The sequence below is a fragment of the Bacillus sp. B4EP4a genome, assembly GCF_006680105.1.
Lineage (GTDB): Bacteria > Bacillota > Bacilli > Bacillales > DSM-1321 > Peribacillus > Peribacillus simplex_E.
Genome location: NZ_VHIK01000022.1, coordinates 102,081 through 124,016 on the forward strand (window position 1 = coordinate 102,081; position 21,936 = coordinate 124,016).

A 21,936-nucleotide genomic window follows, 5' to 3' on the forward strand; every position below is an offset into this window, starting at 1 on the left:
TGTGGGAAAATTAAAAAAACACATCCCATCTGAAAGAATGGGATGTGTCATCATTTTATTCGTCTGATTCTGCCCCAGGACGATTGTATTGTGTTGGCAGGGTATCCCAAAAGCTTGCATCAACAGTTTCTATTGAATCATCGGCAATAGCTCTGACAGCTGCATCCAAAGTGGTTACCGTTTGCTTTATTAGATAGCCATTACTTTTTTGTCCAAGCGCCACTGACTCGATATTGTGGTCCGACATACCTCGCATCTCAAAGAGCAGTGTGGCAATATCATAACGAACGGCTGCACCATTACGTCCTATATTTTCTCCAGAACCGCCATCATACCTGCCAATATGCCCCCAACCAGTTGGTTCAATGGAGTTATATACAACAGCACCCAGTTTTTTTGACGCTTCTAATACTTCAGGCTTTACATTAGCGTTTGTAGGATAAAGAATTGAACCTGAAACAAGTTCACCATCTGTTTCGCTTAGCGTCCCTTGATGATGTAAATCTATCATGTAATCTATATCGTATTTCGCAAATACATTTTCGTGTAAAGCCTTTACCTCCACTTGCATGGAATCAGTTTTTTTATCATGCTCACGGTTTAAGTCGATCCCATTTGCATTTGCCCGTGTTAGATGTCGATCACCTTTTGCTAAATAGTCATCAAGAGGGAAATTAACATCTCCCATTGCCCCATCTGCATTTAACATGGGAATGATCAGTATATTAACATTTTCCAATAAACCTTTAGTCTTATTCGTGCCTAGATGTTTAATGAATTCGAGTGCACCTTCAGTAGTCAGTTGTTCATTTCCGTGCTGTTGAGTTAAAAATAGTATAGTAGGATTCTTGGGATTTGAAATGTATTTCGCTAGGTAAATATCCCTCCCTTTTACCGTTTCGCCGATTACTTCCAGTGCCAGCCTTTCTTGTTTAGCATCCTGCGTTTTAAGATAGCTTACCAGGCTTTCATATGTATGAAGATTTGAAGTTGTCACTTGACCATTTCCAGCACTGGGACCATTTCCAACCGCTCCGACTGGCAGCGCAACAGCTGTAACTGCGCTTAATGTCATTAAACTAGATAATGAAACTGATAGGACTTTCTTTTTAAAATTCAATAAAAACCCTCCTTATAATTTAATTACTAAAAAATAACTATTACTAATATTCTGACATTTTTAACACTTTGTGTTAATAGTGAAAAATAACTATGTTTCAAAAAGTTTTCTTCTGCATCATATAACTTGAAAGGAATTACTTCTACAATGGCGATATTCAAAAAAGCATTTTCTGTTTGCCGAAACCGATCATGTAGAAAAACCAGGCGGGTACCCGTCTGGTTACTAAGTTGATAAAACTATCAATTTTTATTATTGCCTGCCCTCCGTCAGTGGAATTGACTCGTATTGTTCCGGATTGATTTTATATACTGAGCCATCAGTAACTCCATCAATTATTCCATATAACCCTCTTTCCACTGCTTTAATAAGCATGCCTTTTTTCTTTTGGCCAAAAGACTGTGTTTGGCCTCTGACTTCAAAGAGTACTGTCCCACTTCCGTTTAAAGCAAAGGCTCCTAAAGCCGTTCCAGGAAGGTTTTGGTTTTGCGGATATAAGGATATATTTCCATATGGAGAATTACCTTGTTCTTTCATCGCATTATATACCGCTACATTCAATTGTCTGGAAAAATCATAATTATAGTTTTTTGCATATTTGGCATACTCTTGTCCTGAAGGCGAGCTTGGATCAGGAACAAATTGAGCGGAAAGCGAGTATGTGACTAAATCATCCGTTCCATCAACTTCATAATAGGGAGCTTGGTGGTGCAAGTCCACAAAAATCTCCACCTTTCCGTATTGCTTCAGGAGAGACTTGTAAACATCACGCGTTGTTTGTGATTCAGGTGTTATGAACCAACCAGGGGTGGATGATTTTCCAGGGAAGTCTTTAGCTTGAGGAATATAATTTAAATCAGGATTAAAGTCACGATTGACATCGAAACCAGGATTGGACTCATAATCGAATGATTCATTTTTGTATGTATAATAGTTCCAAGATGGATTCGCTCCTGCTAACTGTGGAAACTGTTCCACGACCTCTGACCAGGTCATATCATTTCCCCGACGGTTCAATTCAGCACCATCCGGATTCATTTTAGGCAAAGCCACCAGGGTAATTTCTTTGCGAATTTTCTCCGCTTCAGGAGAATTGGTCCCCAAAAACTTCAAGATATTCAAGATGGCATCCGTACCAGTTTTCTCATTTCCATGAATCTCACTTTGAATTAAAACGACTTTGTCACCTGTTCCCACGGTTGCTTTATAGATTTCTCTATTTCTATTAGAATATCCAGCTACATCCACTTTTACTTTACCTTGGCTATTACTCGCAATTTGTTCTAGCTTTTTCCCTAGTTCAGCATGATCTGTAAAACCTGAAACCGAATAAGTTTGTTGAATGGGTGTTCCTGGGGATGTTTCATTAGCTGCAAATGTTGGTGCCGCAATACCCGCCGATAAAACGGCAACTCCTAGAGTTGAAACAAGTTTCCTGTTTTTCATATTACAACAATCACTCCCTTAAAATATTTTTCTATCTCATTATACAAAATGGCAAAGTAGAAATATGTTGGAATTTGATGTCGTATTATGGGTTTTAATGATCGGGCATATGTTTTTAAACATTGTAGTAATGTCCACTTGGACGGACTTAAATCATACATTTTGTTCTGTTTTCCTACCAAGACGAACTGACTAAACCGTACCACTACTGCCTTTCTCTATATCCCTCCTCCTCTTCATCTGTACAGGTTTTATCTATGAAGCAGCAAAACTTTCCAAATTGCCAAGTAACTATAAGATTTCCGCTACATCATTATTCAGGTCATGCTTATCTGCTATTTGAAAAAAGTGCCGATTTTCCCATGCAAAAAGATCCACGACATGTGTATCACGGAGTTCCCGAAAGTCCTTAAACATGTAAAAGTCGCCAAGTTGCAGCGAATCCCATCCTAATTTTGATTAATTCTGTCAGTCTCATCCAGATGCAACATCCACTTGAAAATATCTAATGTGATGCAAGCTGCCCTTACTTTTTTCTAATTTTCCCAACCATTAATAATAACAATGGCAGAATAAAACAAATCGTTAAGGATAAAGGTGTCCAAGCTGTGGCCATAAAGTTTTGATAATGTACTATATCGGGATGCGAAAAGATGGTTAAAGTGAGAATTAGAAAAGCTAATGGGAATAGAAGAATTTTGTAATTTTTTAATCCTAGCAATTGAGCTAGTCCTAAGGCGAGTCCATAAAAGCAAATGGTCAATTTAAAATACTCTGTAAAAACCCAAATGAATGCCACAATGACCTCGACCCTTTCAAAAAAATTACCAATGCTTATCCTCATCCCCAGTTTATAAGAAGGATAGGTTAATCTTGCTGTATTAGCAGCATCCAATACGAGGATACTGAAAATGATCACTAAGAAAAGAACGCTGCCACCTATTAAAGTCCCTAAATAAAAATTCTTCTTCATTTCAGCCTTTTCATTTACATATGGAGTGATCATTAAAAAGAAAACAAGCTGAACATAAGGCAGTGCTAAAGAGTGATATGATCCCTTCATTATCGGTTTCAAGCCTTCTTCAAATATAGGTTGCATATTTTCGATTTTGATATCGGGGATAAGAAATACGAATAATATGAAAAGCAGCAGTACAAGCCAAGGGAAAAAAATTACTGCAGTTCGGCAGATGACTTCCAATCCTAGCCGTGCACCAAATAAGCTTGTTAATATAAACAAGATCATTATCATTTCCATAGGTGTTTCAACCAGAACCTGTGACGAAAAGAAATTCCCAATTTCACTTAGTAACGCAGAAGAAAGGTAATAAATATAAAACAGGAATAGCAGGGCAGAGATTTTCCCAATCCATTTGCCAAATATTTTTTCATTAACTTCTATATAAGTCATGGATGGGTAAAGTGAGGCGAGTCGGGTAAATAAGAAAACGAAACATAAACCGATGAGAGTAGCTATTATATAGGCAATCCAGCCATCCTGTTTTGCTAATGAGACAAGTCCGGAAGGTAAAGTAAGTATCGCTCCTCCTATGTTGAATATGATGACTAAAATAAGAAATTCACCAGAGCTGATTTTTCCTTTTTCAAGCATATTCGATACCTCCCTAGGATAAGATACGATCCATGAAATGAGCGAGTGGACTATATATTTTTGTTATCCAATCTATAGGAGTGGGAATGGTAATATCCTTGATTATTAAAATGCTCAACGTCATGCCAATTAAAAGCAATAAAATAAAAATGACAATTTCCTTCCAGCATTTCTTTTTAATAAGAGGAGGTATTTCAAAAAATGAAATAATAGCTCCAGTACACACTGTTCCAATAATTGCCCACATTGATCTTTACTCCTCGATTTCTTTTTGAAAGGATTCTGATATCGTTCCTAAATTACGAATCTTTGCTTTAACGGTTACATTCACGTCCAAATTTGCAAATTCCTGTTCCCAATTTCCTTCTAAACGTTTCCATGCTTTAGGATCGGTTCTATGGATTTCATCACCAAAACCGAAAATGTCACTTTGATACTTCTCTTGAAGCGTTTTTATCGATCCTTCTATTTTAGCTTTAATATCTTTTGCGTATCTTTCATTCAATTCTTCGATTTTTTTGGGGTTAGTTAAATCGATTGAGCATTCTACTTCACCTATACTCCCTTCTGACGTGACATTTATATCAATTTTGGGGTTTCCTTTTTCCATTTTCCCCTTGATTTTCGTTTTTGAACTAGTCGTGTTGACCGTAATTTGCTCACCTTCACATGGAATATTTACCGGAGTAGACTTAACATGATCTGTAATGTAACTAACACCTTTACTGTCGTTCCTGTTTAACCAGCCGACAAGTTTATCTTTCTTGAATACTCCAAGATAATCCAAACGCAAACCGGATTTCGGGGAGATATTTTGTGCATTCGTAACATTGCTTCCTGATTCGGGATCACCATAAACGTAAATCCCCGTTAGCATGGCCTGTCTGCCTTTACTGACGATACTGCTGACCAGCTCATCCAAAGTGACCGTCCTTGTCGGTGCCCATCTTTTCTCTGAATTTTCCAAGGAGTCAAAGACTTTATTTGCCGGTATTTTTTCAAGAGCCGTTTGCACATTAAGCGTATCATAAGCAGTTGAACCCTTAGCAACAGTCATATAGAAATCGGAACGCAACTCCTTTTGCCGGGAAAGGACATCCAGAGGTTTTGCAATTCCTTCCCTGGCCATTTCCTCACCAAAGACAACTTCACGAAGATGTGCTACATATAACCTCCTTGGTACATCAGTTGATAGGCTTCTAATTGCTTCAAAAATGGTTTTACCACTCTTCCTGAAGGTTACAACTTCCGTGCGACCAGACCTGGCATCACCTGCCAGCTCACTCGAATTCAGAACTTGGACGGTTACCAGATACCCATCTTCTGTTTTATCAATTCCCATGGCAGTAACGATGGCAAGTTCATTCAACTCAATGCTGCTCCAACAGCCGGATAAACAAATTATAGGTAACATTAAAAATACCTTTAGCATTTTTTTCATCATGAACCCTCATAATCTCATCATTTTATCTAGGTGGTTTCGGAGAACTTACATTTCCTCTGTCTGTATCATTTTTACTAATCAAACGAGGCCGCTTTAATAATGACCAGTGTGGCAATCGGATGATATTGTCTTTTTGATCTTGTAAAATGAATGGTGCATTTGGAGCTAAATATGGTAAACCAAAAGATCGCAAGCTATTTAAATGTAGGACCATCACGATCAGCCCCAAAATGATCCCGTATAATCCAAATGTAGCGGCAAGGATCATAAACAAGAATCGAAGCATCCGAAAAGCCATGGCCATACTATTGGCTGGGAACACAAAGCTGCAGATGGCTGTTAAGGACACAATGATAACCATTGTTGCTGAAACGAACCCTGCTTCGACAGCAGCCTGCCCAATAACTAATGCACCTACGATGGAAATGGATGAACCGATTGCCCTAGGCATCCTCACACCTGCCTCACGCAAGATTTCAAACACTACCTCCATTATCATCGCCTCTACAAAAGCTGGAAAAGGAACACCCTCTCGTTGTGAGGCTAGACTTATGAGTAAAGGTGTAGGAAGCATTTCTTGATGAAAGGTTGAGACTGCTACATAAAGGGACGGTGTAAGCAAAGCAAGGAAAAAGGATAAATACCGTAATATTCGAATTAATGTGGCAATGTCTGCCCGTTGATAATAATCTTCACTGGACTGAAAAAAATGCACCATCAGTGCTGGAACGATAAGGACAAACGGCGTTCCGTCAACTAGGATTGCAATCCTTCCTTCTAACAGGGCCGCAGCTACGGCATCAGGACGTTCCGTATTATATACGGTTGGAAATGGAGTATATACTTCATCCTGTATAAGTTCTTCAATGTAACCACTCTCAAGAATCGCATCTATATTGATTCGATTTAACCGGCTTTGCAATTCTGAAACCGTTTTATCATTGGCAACACCTTTCAGATACATAATTGCAACGTCTGTTTGCGTTTTTTCACCAATCTGTTTTGTTTCAAGCCAAAGGTTAGGATCTTTGATTCTCCGTCTTATTAAAGCCGTATTTGTTCGCAGCGTTTCAGTGAACCCATCCTTCGGGCCTCTTACTACTGTTTGTGAGGAAGGTTCCTGAACTCCGCGATCGACCCATTCTCTTGAGCCGAGTGCTATTCCTTTTGGGGAGCCATCCATCAATAACATCGTGTCTCCCGATAAAACATGGTTAAAAAGTTTTTGGAAATCAGTTATTTCCCCTATTCCCCCTACAGGAAGAGTATGTGATTTTATCATTTCAAAACAGTCAGAGGGATTAAAGAACGCTACGTCCAAATCCGAGTTCCTAATTTCAATCATCAAAGTGTCGAGGATGAAATCTTGGACGGATACCGAATCCGTTAATCCATCTGTGTAAACGATGCCTAATTTAATTTCCCCATTTTTACCTGCTTGAAAATCCCTTATAACTATGTCTGAACTATTTCCTAACGTTTTCTTAATATGGTCTAAATTAAATTGAAGGTCAGAAGATATAAGTTTTGTTTGATGTTTCTTTGAGTCTTTACTTCGGTTTTGGGCTTGTTCTGGATTTTGGGCTTGATTTTTAGATTTGCTGGAGTTTGGATTTTTGCTTTGATTTAAGTCTTCTTGTTGGTTTTTATTTTTCACTGATTGTTTATCTTCAATTAACTTCCTCAATGGGATAGGAACTCGAAATTTCAATGCTAACCCCCTCATAACCAAAAGCCTGTTAAAATTATGTTTTCACCTTGGCTGCAATTATATCCATCTAAGTAAAATAAATTGCAATTCATTGTGGACTTGATAATCTTTATCAAACACGCTCTTTTCTTGAAGATCGATAATTTAATTAAAGGATGCTGAAGGTGCCTCGGATTAACCTTTCTGAACCTAGTTTTGTTGAGAAGAATTAACGACAGGAATGTCGCTACTTTTTGATTACACTGTGGAAATCAGAAAAATGAAAAAGTCGTATTAGTGGAATTCTATGAGTAAATGCATAAATCGCCAATTTTGCATAATTATTTTGTTCTTTTTTCATTTTCGAGAGCAAAAACTTCTATTTTTTTGTTGAACTAAGTGACAGAAAGTTGGATGGTTTTGGGGCATAAAAACATGAAGATGAACTCTGCAGACCTCCACAGAGTTTTTATAAGCTTTCAACTAAATTTTTGGGTGACAGGGCAACTTGCCTTTGAATATGGCAAAGAATTTTCCCTTAAACTTGTTCAATTTTTTTTGATTATAAGTTTATAAATACCTGGTCTTTTCACCCTTATTTCATAAATGTTTTGTTCCCATTTTCCCCGCACTCTATAAATCGTTAAAAAAAATTTCATTGCTGGTGCATATGTACAAAAAAAAGGCTACACCCAGTAGGTGCTAGCCCATCCTAAAAAAAATAGGAAATGAACAATTTATGGTGTCAAGGCACCGAATTCAAGATTCCATTGTAATATATTCAGCTCCATGTTCTTTTGCCCAATTATGTATATAACTGAGCAGACTAAATCCAAGGCCACTAGGACGATGATTTACATCAGTAACCAAATCTTGTACAAAAACATAGCGTTCATTATATGAATCTTCACGCCAGCTAATACCTGCTAAAGCTACGATGCTTGTATCATGATATAAAGCAAATAACTGTTTACCCTCCTTACGCATATCATTTAATAATTCTAGATATTCCTCTAAAGTCAAATCAGTTCGTAACTGACTCAATATAGGATAAGCCTGTAAGAATTGATGTTCTACAGTTAACTCTACAATATTTTCCACTGGTATTTTCATACGAAAATTCTCCTAACCTTTTTAAATTTAATTGCTTCGCCTTCCCTTTATGAATCCGGATTAATTTTCTGACATATAACCAAGGGCAAATTAAACGTCAAATAAATATTTTTCAATAATTGTGTGTTTAACAGATTCCTATTCTTTTCCTTACTCAATATACACACAAGAGACATACACAAAAATAATATGCAAGAATTGTACCAGTTCAAAAATCGCGAAGGAGCGCATCAGTGAAAAATTAGGTGGCAGTTAAAAAAATACTCACTGAACATTAAGGTTCGGGACTAAGAAATTAATACTTTCTCTTGGACAAGAATATCTTCCTGTGTGTTTTTCATTACAATGCATGAACATTTTGTCTCGGTTTTGAGAATTGTGCAGGTTATAAACAAGCATACATAATACATATAGGAGTGTGGCACTTTTTAAAATACAGGTTGTTTATTTTCTATTTTGAATCTAGCAGTACTAAATAATTGGCAATTCATTGTATTTCTTTTAAAGCGATTTCGCGATATATTTCTATACCTTTACCAATGAAATTGATTCTAATGACATGTCGGAATTTTGAGGTGAATCCTTGGAAAAACGGGCCCGGATAATGAAACGGGGATGGATTGTTGAAGAAAGGCAATTAATTTCTGAATAACTTTAAAATGAATAGCCAAAAATAAGGAGTATCGATTTTAGGTCTGGTCATGCCTTTATTATTGTTTATCACGGCTAAATTTAAAAATATCATTAAAAAGCACCATGGTAACCAACAATGATAACACTGATGTGAGTTAGAGGATTAAAAAAAGAACATCATAAAAATACCCCCAAAATTCAATTTGCCGCGTTGCATTTGGCTGAATTGGATATGATCGTAATGAATATTTACGAATGAGGTGAGTATATTGAAACATAAAATAATCATTATTGTTAGTCTGGTTTTTATAGCATTCATGACTGGTTTACTCATCTTTTATCTCATAAAAGATGATTCTTCGCGATGGATGGTGGCTCTAGGGGGAATATTGGTAAGTGCCTTGCCCATTTCATTACTGTTTGTAAAAAATAACCCCTTTAACATTCCAATCATAATCGGTTATTATGTTTTTATTTTCTGTACGACATTTTTAGGATCTATCGCAAATTTTTATGTTGATTTTAAATGGTGGGACTCTGGCGTTCACTTTTACAAAGGTATCTTCGTAGGTTTTATTGGGATTGTTCTTTATAAACTATTCATCCCGCAAAAAGCGAGAAAAGATGTTTCAAGGTGGGTCATCTTTCTTTTTGTTCTCTCACTTTCAGTCATTGCCACTGTTCTTTGGGAAATATATGAATTCGCAGGAGATCTCACTTTTACTCAAACCATGCAGCGAGGCGGTAATAAAGATACCATGTACGATATAATTTTCGGTCTTACAGGCGGATTGCTTATTTCCATTTATTCTTGTGTACAAAAATTAAAATTATGATGATTTGTTGAGGTAATCATATGAATCGTAAGCTAGTTATTTCATTAAGTTTAGTGTATGTACTTTTCATGGCAGCATTATCTATTTTTCACTATACAGCCGATGAAACTTTCAAATCACTGGTTTCGATAGGCGGTGTGGTATGCGGGGCAATTCCCCTATTACTGGCCCTATTTACCAAGCTTCAATTCAATCTGCCAATTATCATTTCCTATTTAATCTTCTTATTCGGTTCACAATTTTTAGGTTCTATTTTAGGTTGGTATGGTCTGGGGTGGTGGGACACATTATTACATTTACTAAGCGGTTCCCTTCTTGCTTTTACGGGAATTGCTTTATATGAACGAATGGTATACAGAAATGCAGGCAAAGAGATTTCCCCTTGGTTTGTCTTTTTATTTACCCTCTCTTTCTCAGCACTTGGTGGTGTCATATGGGAGATCTACGAATTCAGTTCTGATCAATTATTCGGAATGACACTACAAGGCGGGGGAAATAAAGATACAATGATAGATTTAATCGCGGATACTATTGGAGGACTTATCATTGCAGTGTGGGCCGGAGTGCGGACAAAGATTAAGTTAAAGAAAACATAAAAACGTTCCAGTTGATTTCAGAAATCCGCTCCCTTTCCGCCGACTGTCTGCCAAGCCTCCTCGACGCAAACGTCTCCGGGGTCTCGGCTAGACAGTTATTCGGCAGGAGTGTCGCAAATTTCTTCAATCTAATGAGGTTTCATTCCATTTGAATGAATAAAAAGTCATGGAGTATAATCAAGTATGTTTCAAAATTATGGTAACCATTACTTAAAAAAATCGTGAAAGGGATTCGGATAAGACCATTCCCCCCTATGTTGTGAACTAACTGAGACCAACATATTCTATTGTCGGTCTACATTCTTACAAAAGTTCCAGTTGATTTCAGAAATCCGCTCCCTTTCCGCCGACTGTCTGACAAGCCTCCTCTACGCAAACGTCTCCGGATCTCGGCTAGACAGTTATTCGGCAGGAGTGTCGCAAATTTCTTCAATCTAATGAGGTTTCATCCCATATAAAACAGTAAACAAACATAGGTAATCATTCCCTCAGCAAAACGAGAAAAGGATTCGGGATGAGACCATTAATAACACCCTTTTGTCGACAAACAGAAACGACCATCATATCGATGGTCGTTTTTATGTTCATTTAAATATGATGGAAATTATTTTTTCCGTCGTCATCGCACTATCTACCACATACGTTCCAGGTCGTAATCCGTTGGCCTTGCCTTTCTTTTCAACCGCGTCAAAAAAATCATTGGCATTTTTAATGACTTTTGCCTTTTGTAGGTTTTTACCCACATCGATGCTTGTCGAGCCTTTAGCCACAGTAAGAACTGTACGGTATATGACTTTTTCTGCTGGTTCTTTTACCGTTTCTTTTTCCGCTTCCGCTTTATCTTTAACCGACTGTGCTTCAGCAATCTGATCTTCCCATTCTTTTTCGGAATGTATGACATACCCTTCTGAAGCCAGAGACTCTTTCATTTCATCTTCTGATAGTTTCTCCGATGTGCCGGTCGCTTCACCTGGACCAAAGAAGTACACTGCACCGCATAAGCCTGCTGCAACAACAATGCCTCCGGCAAAGCTGCGCATTGATTTAGATGTCATTGGCCACATTTCTCCTTTCATTCTTCGTTTTTATGTAAGGAGTAAGCATGCGCTCTATTTCATCTTCCGGCTGTTTTGTCTTCAGTGCGATGCTTTCAAATGAATAGCCTCGCTTATGTAGGTCGAGTACTTCACGCAACAAGATCCGCGTTTCGGAAGACATTGTTAGAACGCCTGCCTCTTGCACCGTAATTTCAGCATCTATCTCGATGTTCCTGATTTTTTCCTGTAATACATTCATTTCATCTCCAAAAGTGATAGCAACCTGTTCCAATTGACTGTCCACTTTTACAGAATCCTTTTTAATAAACGATAAAATGAACAGTAATACTGCTGCAGCAAACAAAATGATCAGAGCCCATTCCATCATTCTATGTCCCTCCTTAATCTTTGAATCTAATATCTCGCTTTCTAATTATATATTGATTTGTTCCAAAACTCGATTTAAAAGAACAAATTACCACAATAGTCACGTATTTATGACAAAAAAAGGCGCAGGGTGGCCATCCATAACTATTAATGATGAAAAAACGAAAAACATGACTTCCATTTGAGGACCATTTTACCATAATCCACCCATCATTTATACCATTGTAAATATATTAAGGCAAATGATCTTTATTTGGCATCCTCATACTGCAAGAACGCTGTCTATCTGAGTTAGTTCAACACATATAATTAGGCATTCCATTCATCACCCACATACGTCAATTTCGTTTACGTTTCCCTAAAAAAGTCCATGGGGTATATTAAATGACAAACACGTTTCCAAACGATAAGATATATATTATCAGGTTCCTTTTCCTGTTTCATTAAATAGGTACAATTTTTTTTAGTGCCATATACTTATTGGGTTCATGCAAGATAATAAGGAGGAAACAATGAATATCAAAATAAATAATATACCGGGCTTCATGCAAGCCGAACTCGAACAACTTCAATCAACATTGTCCCCCTTGTTGAAGAAAAATATGAAATACGGTTTTTTTTCGACGGTGATGATAGGCTTTTCCATCATTAATCTTTTTTTTCTTTTATTTAAGAACGAATCTATACCCATCTCGAAAATCGCACTTGGAATCTATGCATTGGTGGGAGCTGTTGGATTTGCCTTATTAAAAGAAAACAAACACAACAAAAGGGAAATAGTGAAAATGAGTCAAAAATATATGTTGGAGAGAATCAAAAAAAGCAGCTATTTAACAGATGCCAGAAAAAGTAATTACTTTAAAAGAGTAAATGAGCATCCGCTTACTGCCATGAATGTTTTTTTTGAGTTTCTTGCTGAAGAACAACAATGGAAGAACAAGTCCTCACACCCGGAATAAATAAAAGGCAGTTCGCAAATTTCGGTCGTTCAAATAAGCAAAGAAAGTTATCACAAATAAAACAACTCAACCAGTATGCTCCGGTAAACTACCGAATCACACTGGTTGGTTGCTTAAGAGCTATTAAATTTACGAATTTCTCTATTAACGTTTCTTTTTTAAATGCTTTCCAATTGGCAGCTAGTTAGTTCTGGAGGTTATTATCAATAAGTTCATGAAAATAAACTGCAGCATGTTCAGTTGGAGAAAAGATACCATTTGTAAATGCCTCGGAACTTAATCCTTTTTGCAATTTTTCCACCAGTTCAAAATCTTCCTGCCGTACTTGATCAACAAATTTAAAATATTCTTCTTTTTCTATGGTTGTTTTTTCATCGAGGGAGTAATCACGATAAATACCTAACGACGTCTCAGCATCAACAGGAATTACTTGAATGGTATTCACATTCCCGTCTCCTGGATAAACGTTAATCATCATATTTGGCCAAACCCAATAAAAACGTGCTTGGTCACCCTCACCATTCTTGCTTACCGTCATATATTGATAGGTGAATTTGTCGTGTGTCGTTGTGCAAAAGTTTGATAAATCAAAAGATTTCGCAAAGCCAGGATGAGCAATGGAACAATGATCACATTCAAGGTAATTGTCAACAACAGCTTTCCAATTAGCTTTAACTACACGGCGGGTTTCCCTAACTAGTTTCAGTGAATCAAAGAAGGGATACTCTTTCATTTCCTCTAAAAATTCCTGATATGCTTCTGCCATAGAAGGTGCATTTTTGTCTAGATTGACAAAAATCATAGCATTCTGAACTTCTAAGCGTATGGATTTCATACAGCTGTGTATGCCCAGTTCATTCGTTTTAAAATTAGGAGCTCTATAAACACTTCCATCTAATTTGAACGTCCATCCATGGTATCCGCATTGTAAAATTTTTTTATTTCCTTTATCGGAGTTTTCTACTTTCATTCCGCGATGAGGGCAAATATTGTAGAAAGCACGCAGTTCACCATCGGTACCGTGAGAAACGATAATAGGCTCTCCGGCGATATCCAATGTCATGAAATCACCCACTTTTTCAACTTGGCTTGCATGCCCCGCTAATATCCAGCTCTTTCTAAAAATTTTTTTTCTTTCTTCATCGAATACCTTTGGATCAACATACCGTGAATATGGAAGTGTAGGGCTGAACTGTACATTTTCTTTAGTGGACATATTGAAAATCCCTCCTGTATTATGATCTAATTTAAAGTTAAAAAAACGCTTGGTACAATTTATTGTTATACCCGATCCATATAGACTGTCTTGACTTCTGTATAGAATTCAACGGCACTCTTCCCTTGTTCACGGCTGCCTGCACTTGAATTTTTGCATCCGCCAAATGGCATTTGCGGTTCAGTTCCTGCTGTTTCCGAATTGACATGGACAAGACCCACTTCGACATCTTCAATAAACCTTTGAGCCGCCGTTAAATTATTCGTGCAAATTGCTGCGCTCAATCCATACTCTGTATCATTCGCCATCATAACTGCTTCCTCATAATTTCCTGCCTTAAACAGGGCGATGACTGGTCCAAAGATTTCTTCACGTGCAATGCGGGCATGCTGAGCAACATTTTCAAAGATAGCCGGTCGGACATAATAACCGTTCGCCAATTCCTCATCAGTCGGAATCTCTCCTCCACACAATAGCGTTGCTTCTGATTTCCCAGCATCAATCATTTCAAGCACGCCATCGCGTTGTGATTTAGATACAGCGGGACCAATATATGTTTCTTCGTTGAGCGGGTCGCCCACTTTTAATTCTTTCGTACGGGCGACAAGACGGTCACGGAATGCTTCATATATTCCTTCTTCCACAATCACCCTGCTAGTGGCTGTGCATTTTTGCCCAGTGGACTTAAAGGCTCCGCCTACAGCAATTTCCACTGCTTTTTCTAGATCAGCATCGGCTAGTACGACGAGCGGGTTTTTCCCTCCCATTTCCACTTGCACTTTCTTCCCATGTTCAATGGCTTGTTTTTGAATTTGCTGACCTACTTGATTCGAGCCGGTAAAAGATATAGCCTTCACATCAGGATGTTCCACTAATGCAGCACCAATGACGGAACCCCTTCCGAATACACAATTAATGACTCCAGCCGGAAGACCCGCTTCATCAAATGCTTTTATCACATGATAGACCGACTTAGGTGTAAGATCAGCCGGTTTAATCACGACTGTATTTCCGTAAATCAGGGCAGGCGCCAATTTCCACACAGGGATGGCAATTGGAAAGTTCCATGGTGTAATCAACCCCACCGGACCGAGCGGGGTACGGGTTGTGTACAAAAATGTATTGGCATTCGCTGAAGGAATCACTTCCCCAAGTGGCTGCCGGGCTTCAGCAGCATAATATTCAAGAATGCTAGCAGCTCGATTGGCTTCCCCCATCCCTTCCAAGAATGTTTTTCCTTCTTCCTTTATCAAATCCCGACCTACTTCCTGCATATTCTTTTTCAAAATATCAGCTGCTTTCTGCAAGTATGAAGCCCGTTGCTGAAACGATAGTTTTTTCCAAGCAGGAAATGAACTTTTTGCGGCAGCCACTGCATCATGTAAATCTGTGGCCGCACTGGATGGAAATTCCCCTAAATTTTTTCCATTATGGGGACTAAGATTTTCCTTATACTCCCTAGTAGTTGGTTCTTGCCATTTTCCGTTAATATAATTTAAGTAACGCATACGATTTCCTCCCACTTTCTATTGATGGTAGATTTTCTTTATGGTTGCACTTTGTCGGCATATGAACAATAATTTCTATTGAACGAAATCATTGGGCGGTTCATTCGATAATGCCGGAACCTCTATTCTCCTTCTCGTATATCTAAAATAGTAAAATATATAGCAAGCAATGACGAAACCTAATCCCCAATACAACGAATTACGCTGTGTCGGGTCATAAGCGGTGAAAACGAAAATACCTAGACACATAAGAATGCAGAGAATCGGGACAAATGGGAAGAAAGGTACTCTGTACTTCAGATCTTCAACCTTTCCGCCTGCTCTGATATACTGTTTACGGAATCTGTACTGTGCGAACGCAATCGCCATCCAAGTAAGCACCCCTCCAACACCGCTTATGGAAAGTAGCACAACAAATAACGTTTCTTCCGCTACTACACTAGTAAGTAGCGACAGCAAGGCAAAGACCATGGTGACGAGTAAGGCATTAAAAGGTACACCGCGCCGATTGAGCTTTCCAAATGCAGAATGCGCCATACCATTTTGGGAAAGGGAGAAAAGGATCCTGGTACAAGCAAACAGACCCGTGTTCCCAACAGAGAGTACCGCCGTCAAAATTACAAAATTCATAATGTCAGCTGCATAAGGAATGCCTACCATTTCAAACACGGTAACAAATGGGCTTTCCAGTACCCCGACTTCTTGCCACGGAACGATAGCCGATAGAACAAAGATTGCTAGGACATAGAAAAGCAGCACACGTATTACGATGTTTCGAATCGCTCTCGGAATGCTTTGTTGCGGGTTTTCCGTCTCTCCTGCTGCAACACCCATGATTTCCGATCCCTGAAATGCGTATACGACTGTCATCATCGATATAAACACACCAGTGAACCCTGTAGGGAATAGTCCATCACCTATAAAATTGGAAAAGAACGGGGCTGGTTTAGCATCCTCCATATGAATCAATCCAAACATCGCTGCCGCACCGATAATTATGAATAGAATAACGGCAAGTACTTTAATCCCGGAGAACCAATACTCTGTTTCTGCGAAACTTCTCGTTGTTAAAGCATTTATAGTGAATAAAAGTACCGTAAATATCACACACCATATCCATACTGGTATATCGGGAAACCATCTAGTCATAAGCAAACCGGCCGCTACAAATTCCAATCCTACGTAAAGAGCCCAGCTCAGCCAGTAAATCCAGCCAATTACAAAACCAGTGGCGGGTCCAATAAATTTCGTTGCATGGACCTGAAAGGAACCTGACACAGGCATCACTACCGATAATTCACCGAGACAAATCATCGCCAAGTACATTAATACACCACCGACCAAATAGGCAACAATCGCTCCTGAGGGTCCAGCTTCACTGATTGCATATCCTGATCCCAGGAAAAGACCTGTTCCAATTACCCCACCTAAGGAGAGCATGAATAAATGTCTACTCTTCATTGAACGCTGTAATTCTTTTGGCTGATTTTCATGTTCTGTTTGCATGAATTCCCCCCCGTTTCTGATCGATAAACTGCCTGAACACTTTTATGATTAACACAAGTTAACGGGAATTCCCCGATAACACTTCGGAAGGATCTGCATATTCCGGCAAGTCGCTGATTGTCGGTTTAAATATTTCATAAGCTACTTCTCTTTGATATTTATTTTGGTTTTTAGCTTGTGTAAACAAGTGATACGTATTTTTCCTGCATAGTTTTTCAATATCATCAACGACAGCTTGTGGATTTGGTTTAACTAGTCCGAAAATAACCACATCATAAAATCTTATCGCCCCCAGGTTGGCAACGAAATCATTGACAACATCAATTCCTCTTTGTTTTATGATTTCGTCTCCCTCAGAAGAAAGGGGAATGTTTGCCGCCTCCACAATCAAGCTCGCTTTTACGCTTTTAGCATTAGATCTGTGGATGACATCCTCCAGTGCGGACGGAATTAAAATGTCGCAATCTATGTCGAGCCATTCCGTGTTTGGCCTTACATCATAATGCGGTTCAAAAAATTCTTTATCCATTTCTCCGTACATGTTCTTATGATCAATTAGCTTTTGGACATCTAATCCTTCTTCACACGTTACCAAAAGAGCTGCATCGGAAATTCCCACAACTTTATAACCTAACTGGGACATTTTCAATGCACAGCTTGCTCCTACACAGCCGAATCCTTGAATGACAACTCTCGCTCCACCTTTTCCGCTTTTAAATTTCCATGCCTCATCTGCGGAAAATGCCACACCATAGCCTGTTACGACATCGTTTAAAAACAACCCGTCGATTTTTGTCGTCAACAGTTCATCGAAGTCTTTTATCCCTTGCAGAACATTCGGATTCTGCTTCATTGATTTCGTTAGTGGGATATCAATACCAAATTCATTAAATATTTTGAGCACATCTTCATATTTGGTACCTAAATCACTGCCTAAAGATACCCCTATATCTATATAAGGCATCATCGCAATCAGAAATCTTCTTAACACTGCATATGCATCTGGCGCTTTATAATCATAGGCAATGCCCGCTTTACAACCGCCAGTCGTCTCAGACTCACAGGCTACATACTTATAAGCCATAGCCTCGGCCAACCTTTCGACCTCTTCTCTTGTAACCGTTGGGTGCATTCTTGTACCGCCGCCTGTGTAGCCTTTTACAAAGTTATGGACGACCAGCCAGCCTTTAGCATCTGTTTCCGTATCATTCCATTCCACAACTAAATATGGTTTTAACAACTATGAAACCTCCCTTAAATATCTTACTTTTATTGGTTCCTGCTAACTTCCAATGCAAACAATACCAAAGCAGTCATGCCGGTAATTAATTGTTTGATACCAGCTTTTCGTTTACTTCCTTCTTGTCTTGGCCTACAGATAGAATCTTTGGATTGACTGCAACTTCGATTACAGCCGGCAGCCCAGAAGCAATCGCCCTTTGCAGCGCTGGCGCAAAATGGCTATTTTTTTCAACCTTTTCACCATATGCTCCAAATAAGCGGGCAAATTTGGCAAAATCAGGATTAGACAAGTCAGTTCCAACGACCCGATTTGGAAAATGCTTTTCTTGATGTACACGAATTGTTCCGTAAGTATTGTTGTTGACAACAATTGATATGGTCGGAATTTTATACCGTACAGCGGTTTCAATCTCTTGGAGAGTCATCATAAAGCCGCCATCTCCTGAAATTGATACAACATGTTTGTGAGGCTGCGCCAGCTTTGCCCCAATAGCAGCAGGCAGCCCATATCCCATCGCACCCGACGTTGGCCCTACGTATGTGTTTTCTTGTTCAAAACGGTAATATTTGGATAGCCATCCGAAAAAGTTGCCAGCATCATTAGTAATGATGGTATCCTTCGGCAGACAGACGGCAAGATCATGCATCAATCCATCCATATCCACGAAGTCTTCTGTGTAGTCGGCCTTCGGTTCAGAAAATTCCATATATTTATCATGCAATTCTTTCAAATGATCTTCGCTTGAAATAATAGATCCTGGTTCTGGCGCTTGCAGTGCTTGTTCCAAGAAGCTCCTGGCATCTGCCTCAATTGCAAGAGAAGGTGCATACACTTTACCAAAAATATCGGGACAAATATCCACATGGATCAGCTTTGAATTTTTAGAAAGCAATGTGTAATCTTGTGTTCCTACTTGAGAGAACCGTGTCCCTAATGCCAAAACTACATCTGCATCCCGGATTGCATCAAGTAAATATTGTGGTGTCCCAAACCCAAGCCATCCTGCATAGCAAGGATGTGAGTTCGGAAACGCGTCAAATCGACGGAAAGCTGTAACGACAGGAAGTTTCATTGCCTCCACAAACTGTACAAGCAACCTGTTGGCCTTAGCATGAATCACACCTCCACCAGCAATCAATACGGGACGCTCCGCGTTTCGTATCATATCCAGCGCCTGCTTCACATCTTCCATATGTGGTTGAGGAGGAAGCGAGCGATAAGAAGGATTTATGTTCAACTCTGCCTCATCTTCTAACATGTCATGCGGCAAAGCCACCAATACAGGGCCCGGACGCCCCGATCGCGCAATATGGAACGCCCGTTGCAATAATTCCGGGATCCTTTCCACACGATCGATCTCTACCGTCCATTTACATAAATGACTGAAAAAACCCGTCAAATTCACTTCCTGGAATGCTTCCTTTTCTTTAAAAGGGCGTTCGACTTGGCCAATAAGCGCAACCAAAGGGGTTGAGTCTTGAGCAGCAGTATGAATGCCGATAGCTAAGTTTGTAGCACCCACTCCACGCGTTGCCATACAAACTCCTACCTCTCCCGAAGCCTTGGCATACCCTTCCGCCATAAAAGAAGCACCCCCTTCATGCCTGGCGGAAATAAGTTCTATTTCAGGATGTTGATATAGTGCATCCATTACACTAAGATAACTTTCACCTGGTACACAAAAAGCTTTTTTTACCCCTTCTTTAGCCATTACTTCTACGACTGCTCTTCCTCCACTGACTTTCATAATCAAGCCTCCCGCTTTCAAGTACGTGTTATGGTTCTAGTAATTTATGATTATATTAAAATTGGACTCATTCCCACTATCATTTAACTAGTTTTGTCCATTCCTGAAGCTTGTTTATTATCTTCTTCCATCCCAATAGATGTTTTTCTTGTAACGGCACTCACTCCCAAAGTTACTGCAATGTTGATGAATAATACAGCTAACCCTACATCAAGATCTTGTATTACTTGCGGTAGAGATGGAAATAAAGTAGCAAGTGTCGTACCTGAAGTAGTCGAGTATATGACAATTAGAATGCCAACGACCATTCCGGCAAAAGCTCCTTGAACGGTAACGGGATTCTTTTTCCACAGACTAAAAAATAATGCTGGAAACAACTGTGCCATGAAGCTATATGCCATAAGATACAACGTAAAAATCGACTCCCCGCCATTAAACGTAAAATATAGAGTCACTATAGAAATGACAGGTACTAACATCCTGCTCAGTCTTTGAAGCTGTTCATCTGATGTATTCGGCTTCCACACCTTATATACATTTTTGGAAAGTATCGTGGCAGTAGCCGTCAACACGAGTGAACTAGGTATAAGGGCGGCCATCGCCCCTGATGCTCCAATAACTCCAACAAACCAGGGATCAAATGACATCTTCGCCATTTTAAATAAAGCTAAGTCTGCTTCTGCCCCCTGTAAATTCGGAACTTGGAGAATCGCAGAAAAACCAATAAATAACGAAAAAATGATGATTACTTGATAAATTGGCATAACCCCAGCATTCCAACGAAGTGATTTTGGACTTTTTGCAGAGAACACTCCCGCCAACATATGAGGAAACATATAGAATGCCAGTGCTGTCATAATCGTAGCTGAAATAAACCAAGAGATACTCAAACCTTGTTCCGGGAAAATCAAAAAACCTTGTTTTGCTGTATCGATTGCTTCAAACATCGGCTGTAAACCACCGTAATAATGAATAGGAAAATAAATCCCCATGAAGACGACAACAGTCAGAATCATGATATCTTTAATGACCGCGGTCCACGCTACTCCATGCATCCCTGAAGCAGTTACATAAATTGTGATCGCAATGACACTTACAACTATAGCCACATTTGGCGAAATGGACCCATAGGAGGCTTCCGATACGATAATTCCTAACCCTTTTAACTGCATGATCAGATATGGAATAATTGAAATGACGCTAATTACCGCCACAAGAACTCCTAAAGCCGGACTATTGTACTTTTTATCATAAAAATCAGATTGAGATATGACATTATTTTTTTTTGCATATCTCCAAATAGGCGGCAACAGCCAATAGGCGATTACAAAATAGAAGCAATTGAAAGCGTATAAGGCAGGAGGCATACCTGATCTATAAGCTCCGCCGCTTGCCCCCAAAAACGTATATGTCGTAAACATTTCACCTGCTATCAAGAAGAAGAGCAAAAAGCTGCCGAAACCTCTTCCGCCTATAGCCCATTGTTCCAAACTCATATTTTTACCTTTTCGAGCTTGAAGCCCTAACCAAATACACAGAACCAGAAAGAAAAGGATAACAAGCAGGGCTTCATTCATCAGTCTTCTTCCTCCTCGGTTGCAGGATCAAGTTTATTAGCAATTATTAAAAACACTGATGTAAGACAAACCCATAATATGGCCCAAAAAAGAACAAATGGCATCCCTATAACATAAGGTTCAATCCGATTGATAACCACAAGTGAGCCAAGTGCCGGTATTGCACTTATCACAAAGATTATTTTCTTCATTTGTTCACCATCCTTATCAACAAATGCCAAACTTGAACCATCCAATCCTTCGTTTTCTGAAAAAACAGATATTTT

General features: G+C 39.1%; 19 protein-coding genes. 3 read left to right on the forward strand and 16 right to left on the reverse strand.

The features are described from left to right. Positions 1-55: 55 nt before the first annotated feature. The 7 genes from FNK51_RS12260 to FNK51_RS12290 form a co-directional block, all read right to left on the reverse strand. Positions 56-1,120, reverse strand: coding sequence for a M14 family zinc carboxypeptidase (locus tag FNK51_RS12260; protein ID WP_141993504.1), 1,065 nt, complete (start codon positions 1,118-1,120; stop codon positions 56-58). A gap of 252 nt (positions 1,121-1,372) precedes the next feature. Then, the gene (locus FNK51_RS12265; protein WP_141993505.1) at positions 1,373-2,566 is read right to left on the reverse strand and encodes a M14 family zinc carboxypeptidase; all 1,194 of its coding nucleotides are present in this window, start codon (positions 2,564-2,566) and stop codon (positions 1,373-1,375) included. Between the two features lie 526 nt (positions 2,567-3,092). After that, a complete protein-coding gene (locus FNK51_RS12270; RefSeq protein ID WP_141993506.1) occupies positions 3,093-4,178 on the reverse strand; it encodes a GerAB/ArcD/ProY family transporter in 1,086 nt (361 codons plus the stop codon). A gap of 13 nt (positions 4,179-4,191) precedes the next feature. Continuing rightward, positions 4,192-4,425, reverse strand: coding sequence for a hypothetical protein (locus FNK51_RS12275; RefSeq protein ID WP_063590757.1), 234 nt, complete (start codon positions 4,423-4,425; stop codon positions 4,192-4,194). Positions 4,426-4,431: 6 nt separating this feature from the next. After that, positions 4,432-5,619 carry a Ger(x)C family spore germination protein gene (locus FNK51_RS12280; protein ID WP_181762247.1) on the reverse strand — a complete coding sequence of 396 codons (1,188 nt, stop codon included), beginning with the start codon at positions 5,617-5,619 and terminating at the stop codon, positions 4,432-4,434. Positions 5,620-5,644: 25 nt separating this feature from the next. Beyond that, positions 5,645-7,144: a spore germination protein gene (locus FNK51_RS12285; RefSeq protein WP_286178694.1), complete on the reverse strand. Its 1,500-nt coding sequence runs from the start codon at positions 7,142-7,144 to the stop codon at positions 5,645-5,647. Between the two features lie 927 nt (positions 7,145-8,071). Further along, complete coding sequence (locus FNK51_RS12290) at positions 8,072-8,425, reverse strand: GNAT family N-acetyltransferase (protein ID WP_141993509.1); 354 nt, start codon at positions 8,423-8,425, stop codon at positions 8,072-8,074. Positions 8,426-9,318: 893 nt separating this feature from the next. Here FNK51_RS12290 and FNK51_RS12295 point away from each other — a divergent pair. Continuing rightward, complete coding sequence (locus tag FNK51_RS12295; protein ID WP_286178668.1) at positions 9,319-9,894, forward strand: DUF2238 domain-containing protein; 576 nt, start codon at positions 9,319-9,321, stop codon at positions 9,892-9,894. Positions 9,895-9,914: 20 nt separating this feature from the next. Next, positions 9,915-10,490, forward strand: coding sequence for a DUF2238 domain-containing protein (locus tag FNK51_RS12300; RefSeq protein ID WP_141993511.1), 576 nt, complete (start codon positions 9,915-9,917; stop codon positions 10,488-10,490). A 584-nt stretch (positions 10,491-11,074) separates the two neighbouring features. Here the strand turns inward: FNK51_RS12300 and FNK51_RS12305 are convergent. Together FNK51_RS12305 and FNK51_RS12310 are read right to left on the reverse strand one after the other, a co-directional pair. After that, on the reverse strand, positions 11,075-11,545 hold the full coding sequence (locus tag FNK51_RS12305; RefSeq protein ID WP_141993512.1) for an endolytic transglycosylase MltG: 471 nt from the start codon (positions 11,543-11,545) through the stop codon (positions 11,075-11,077). After that, entirely contained in the window at positions 11,535-11,915 is a 381-nt protein-coding gene (locus FNK51_RS12310; RefSeq protein WP_286178670.1) for a hypothetical protein, read from the reverse strand. Before FNK51_RS12310 ends, FNK51_RS12305 begins: the two co-directional genes overlap by 11 nt. Positions 11,916-12,426: 511 nt before the next feature. On the opposite strand from FNK51_RS12310, the gene FNK51_RS12315 reads away from it, so the two are divergent. Next, positions 12,427-12,873, forward strand: a complete 447-nt coding sequence (locus FNK51_RS12315; protein ID WP_098370699.1) for a DUF5392 family protein — start codon at positions 12,427-12,429, stop codon at positions 12,871-12,873. Positions 12,874-13,057: 184 nt separating this feature from the next. Here the strand turns inward: FNK51_RS12315 and FNK51_RS12320 are convergent, their stop codons facing one another. The 7 genes from FNK51_RS12320 to FNK51_RS12350 form a co-directional block, all read right to left on the reverse strand. Then, positions 13,058-14,089, reverse strand: a complete 1,032-nt coding sequence (locus tag FNK51_RS12320; protein WP_141993513.1) for an aromatic ring-hydroxylating oxygenase subunit alpha — start codon at positions 14,087-14,089, stop codon at positions 13,058-13,060. A gap of 65 nt (positions 14,090-14,154) precedes the next feature. Next, a complete protein-coding gene (locus FNK51_RS12325; RefSeq protein ID WP_141993514.1) occupies positions 14,155-15,597 on the reverse strand; it encodes an aldehyde dehydrogenase family protein in 1,443 nt (480 codons plus the stop codon). A gap of 75 nt (positions 15,598-15,672) precedes the next feature. Further along, a complete protein-coding gene (locus FNK51_RS12330) occupies positions 15,673-17,103 on the reverse strand; it encodes an amino acid permease (RefSeq protein WP_098370702.1) in 1,431 nt (476 codons plus the stop codon). Between the two features lie 58 nt (positions 17,104-17,161). Then, entirely contained in the window at positions 17,162-18,343 is a 1,182-nt protein-coding gene (locus FNK51_RS12335) for a Glu/Leu/Phe/Val family dehydrogenase (protein ID WP_141993515.1), read from the reverse strand. 85 nt (positions 18,344-18,428) lie between these two features. Continuing rightward, positions 18,429-20,093: a thiamine pyrophosphate-dependent enzyme gene (locus FNK51_RS12340; RefSeq protein ID WP_141993516.1), complete on the reverse strand. Its 1,665-nt coding sequence runs from the start codon at positions 20,091-20,093 to the stop codon at positions 18,429-18,431. 83 nt (positions 20,094-20,176) lie between these two features. Then, positions 20,177-21,670 carry a sodium:solute symporter family protein gene (locus FNK51_RS12345; RefSeq protein WP_141993517.1) on the reverse strand — a complete coding sequence of 498 codons (1,494 nt, stop codon included), beginning with the start codon at positions 21,668-21,670 and terminating at the stop codon, positions 20,177-20,179. Continuing rightward, positions 21,670-21,861 carry a DUF3311 domain-containing protein gene (locus tag FNK51_RS12350; RefSeq protein ID WP_141993518.1) on the reverse strand — a complete coding sequence of 64 codons (192 nt, stop codon included), beginning with the start codon at positions 21,859-21,861 and terminating at the stop codon, positions 21,670-21,672. The genes FNK51_RS12345 and FNK51_RS12350 overlap by 1 nt, the downstream gene beginning before the upstream one ends. Positions 21,862-21,936: the final 75 nt, after the last annotated feature.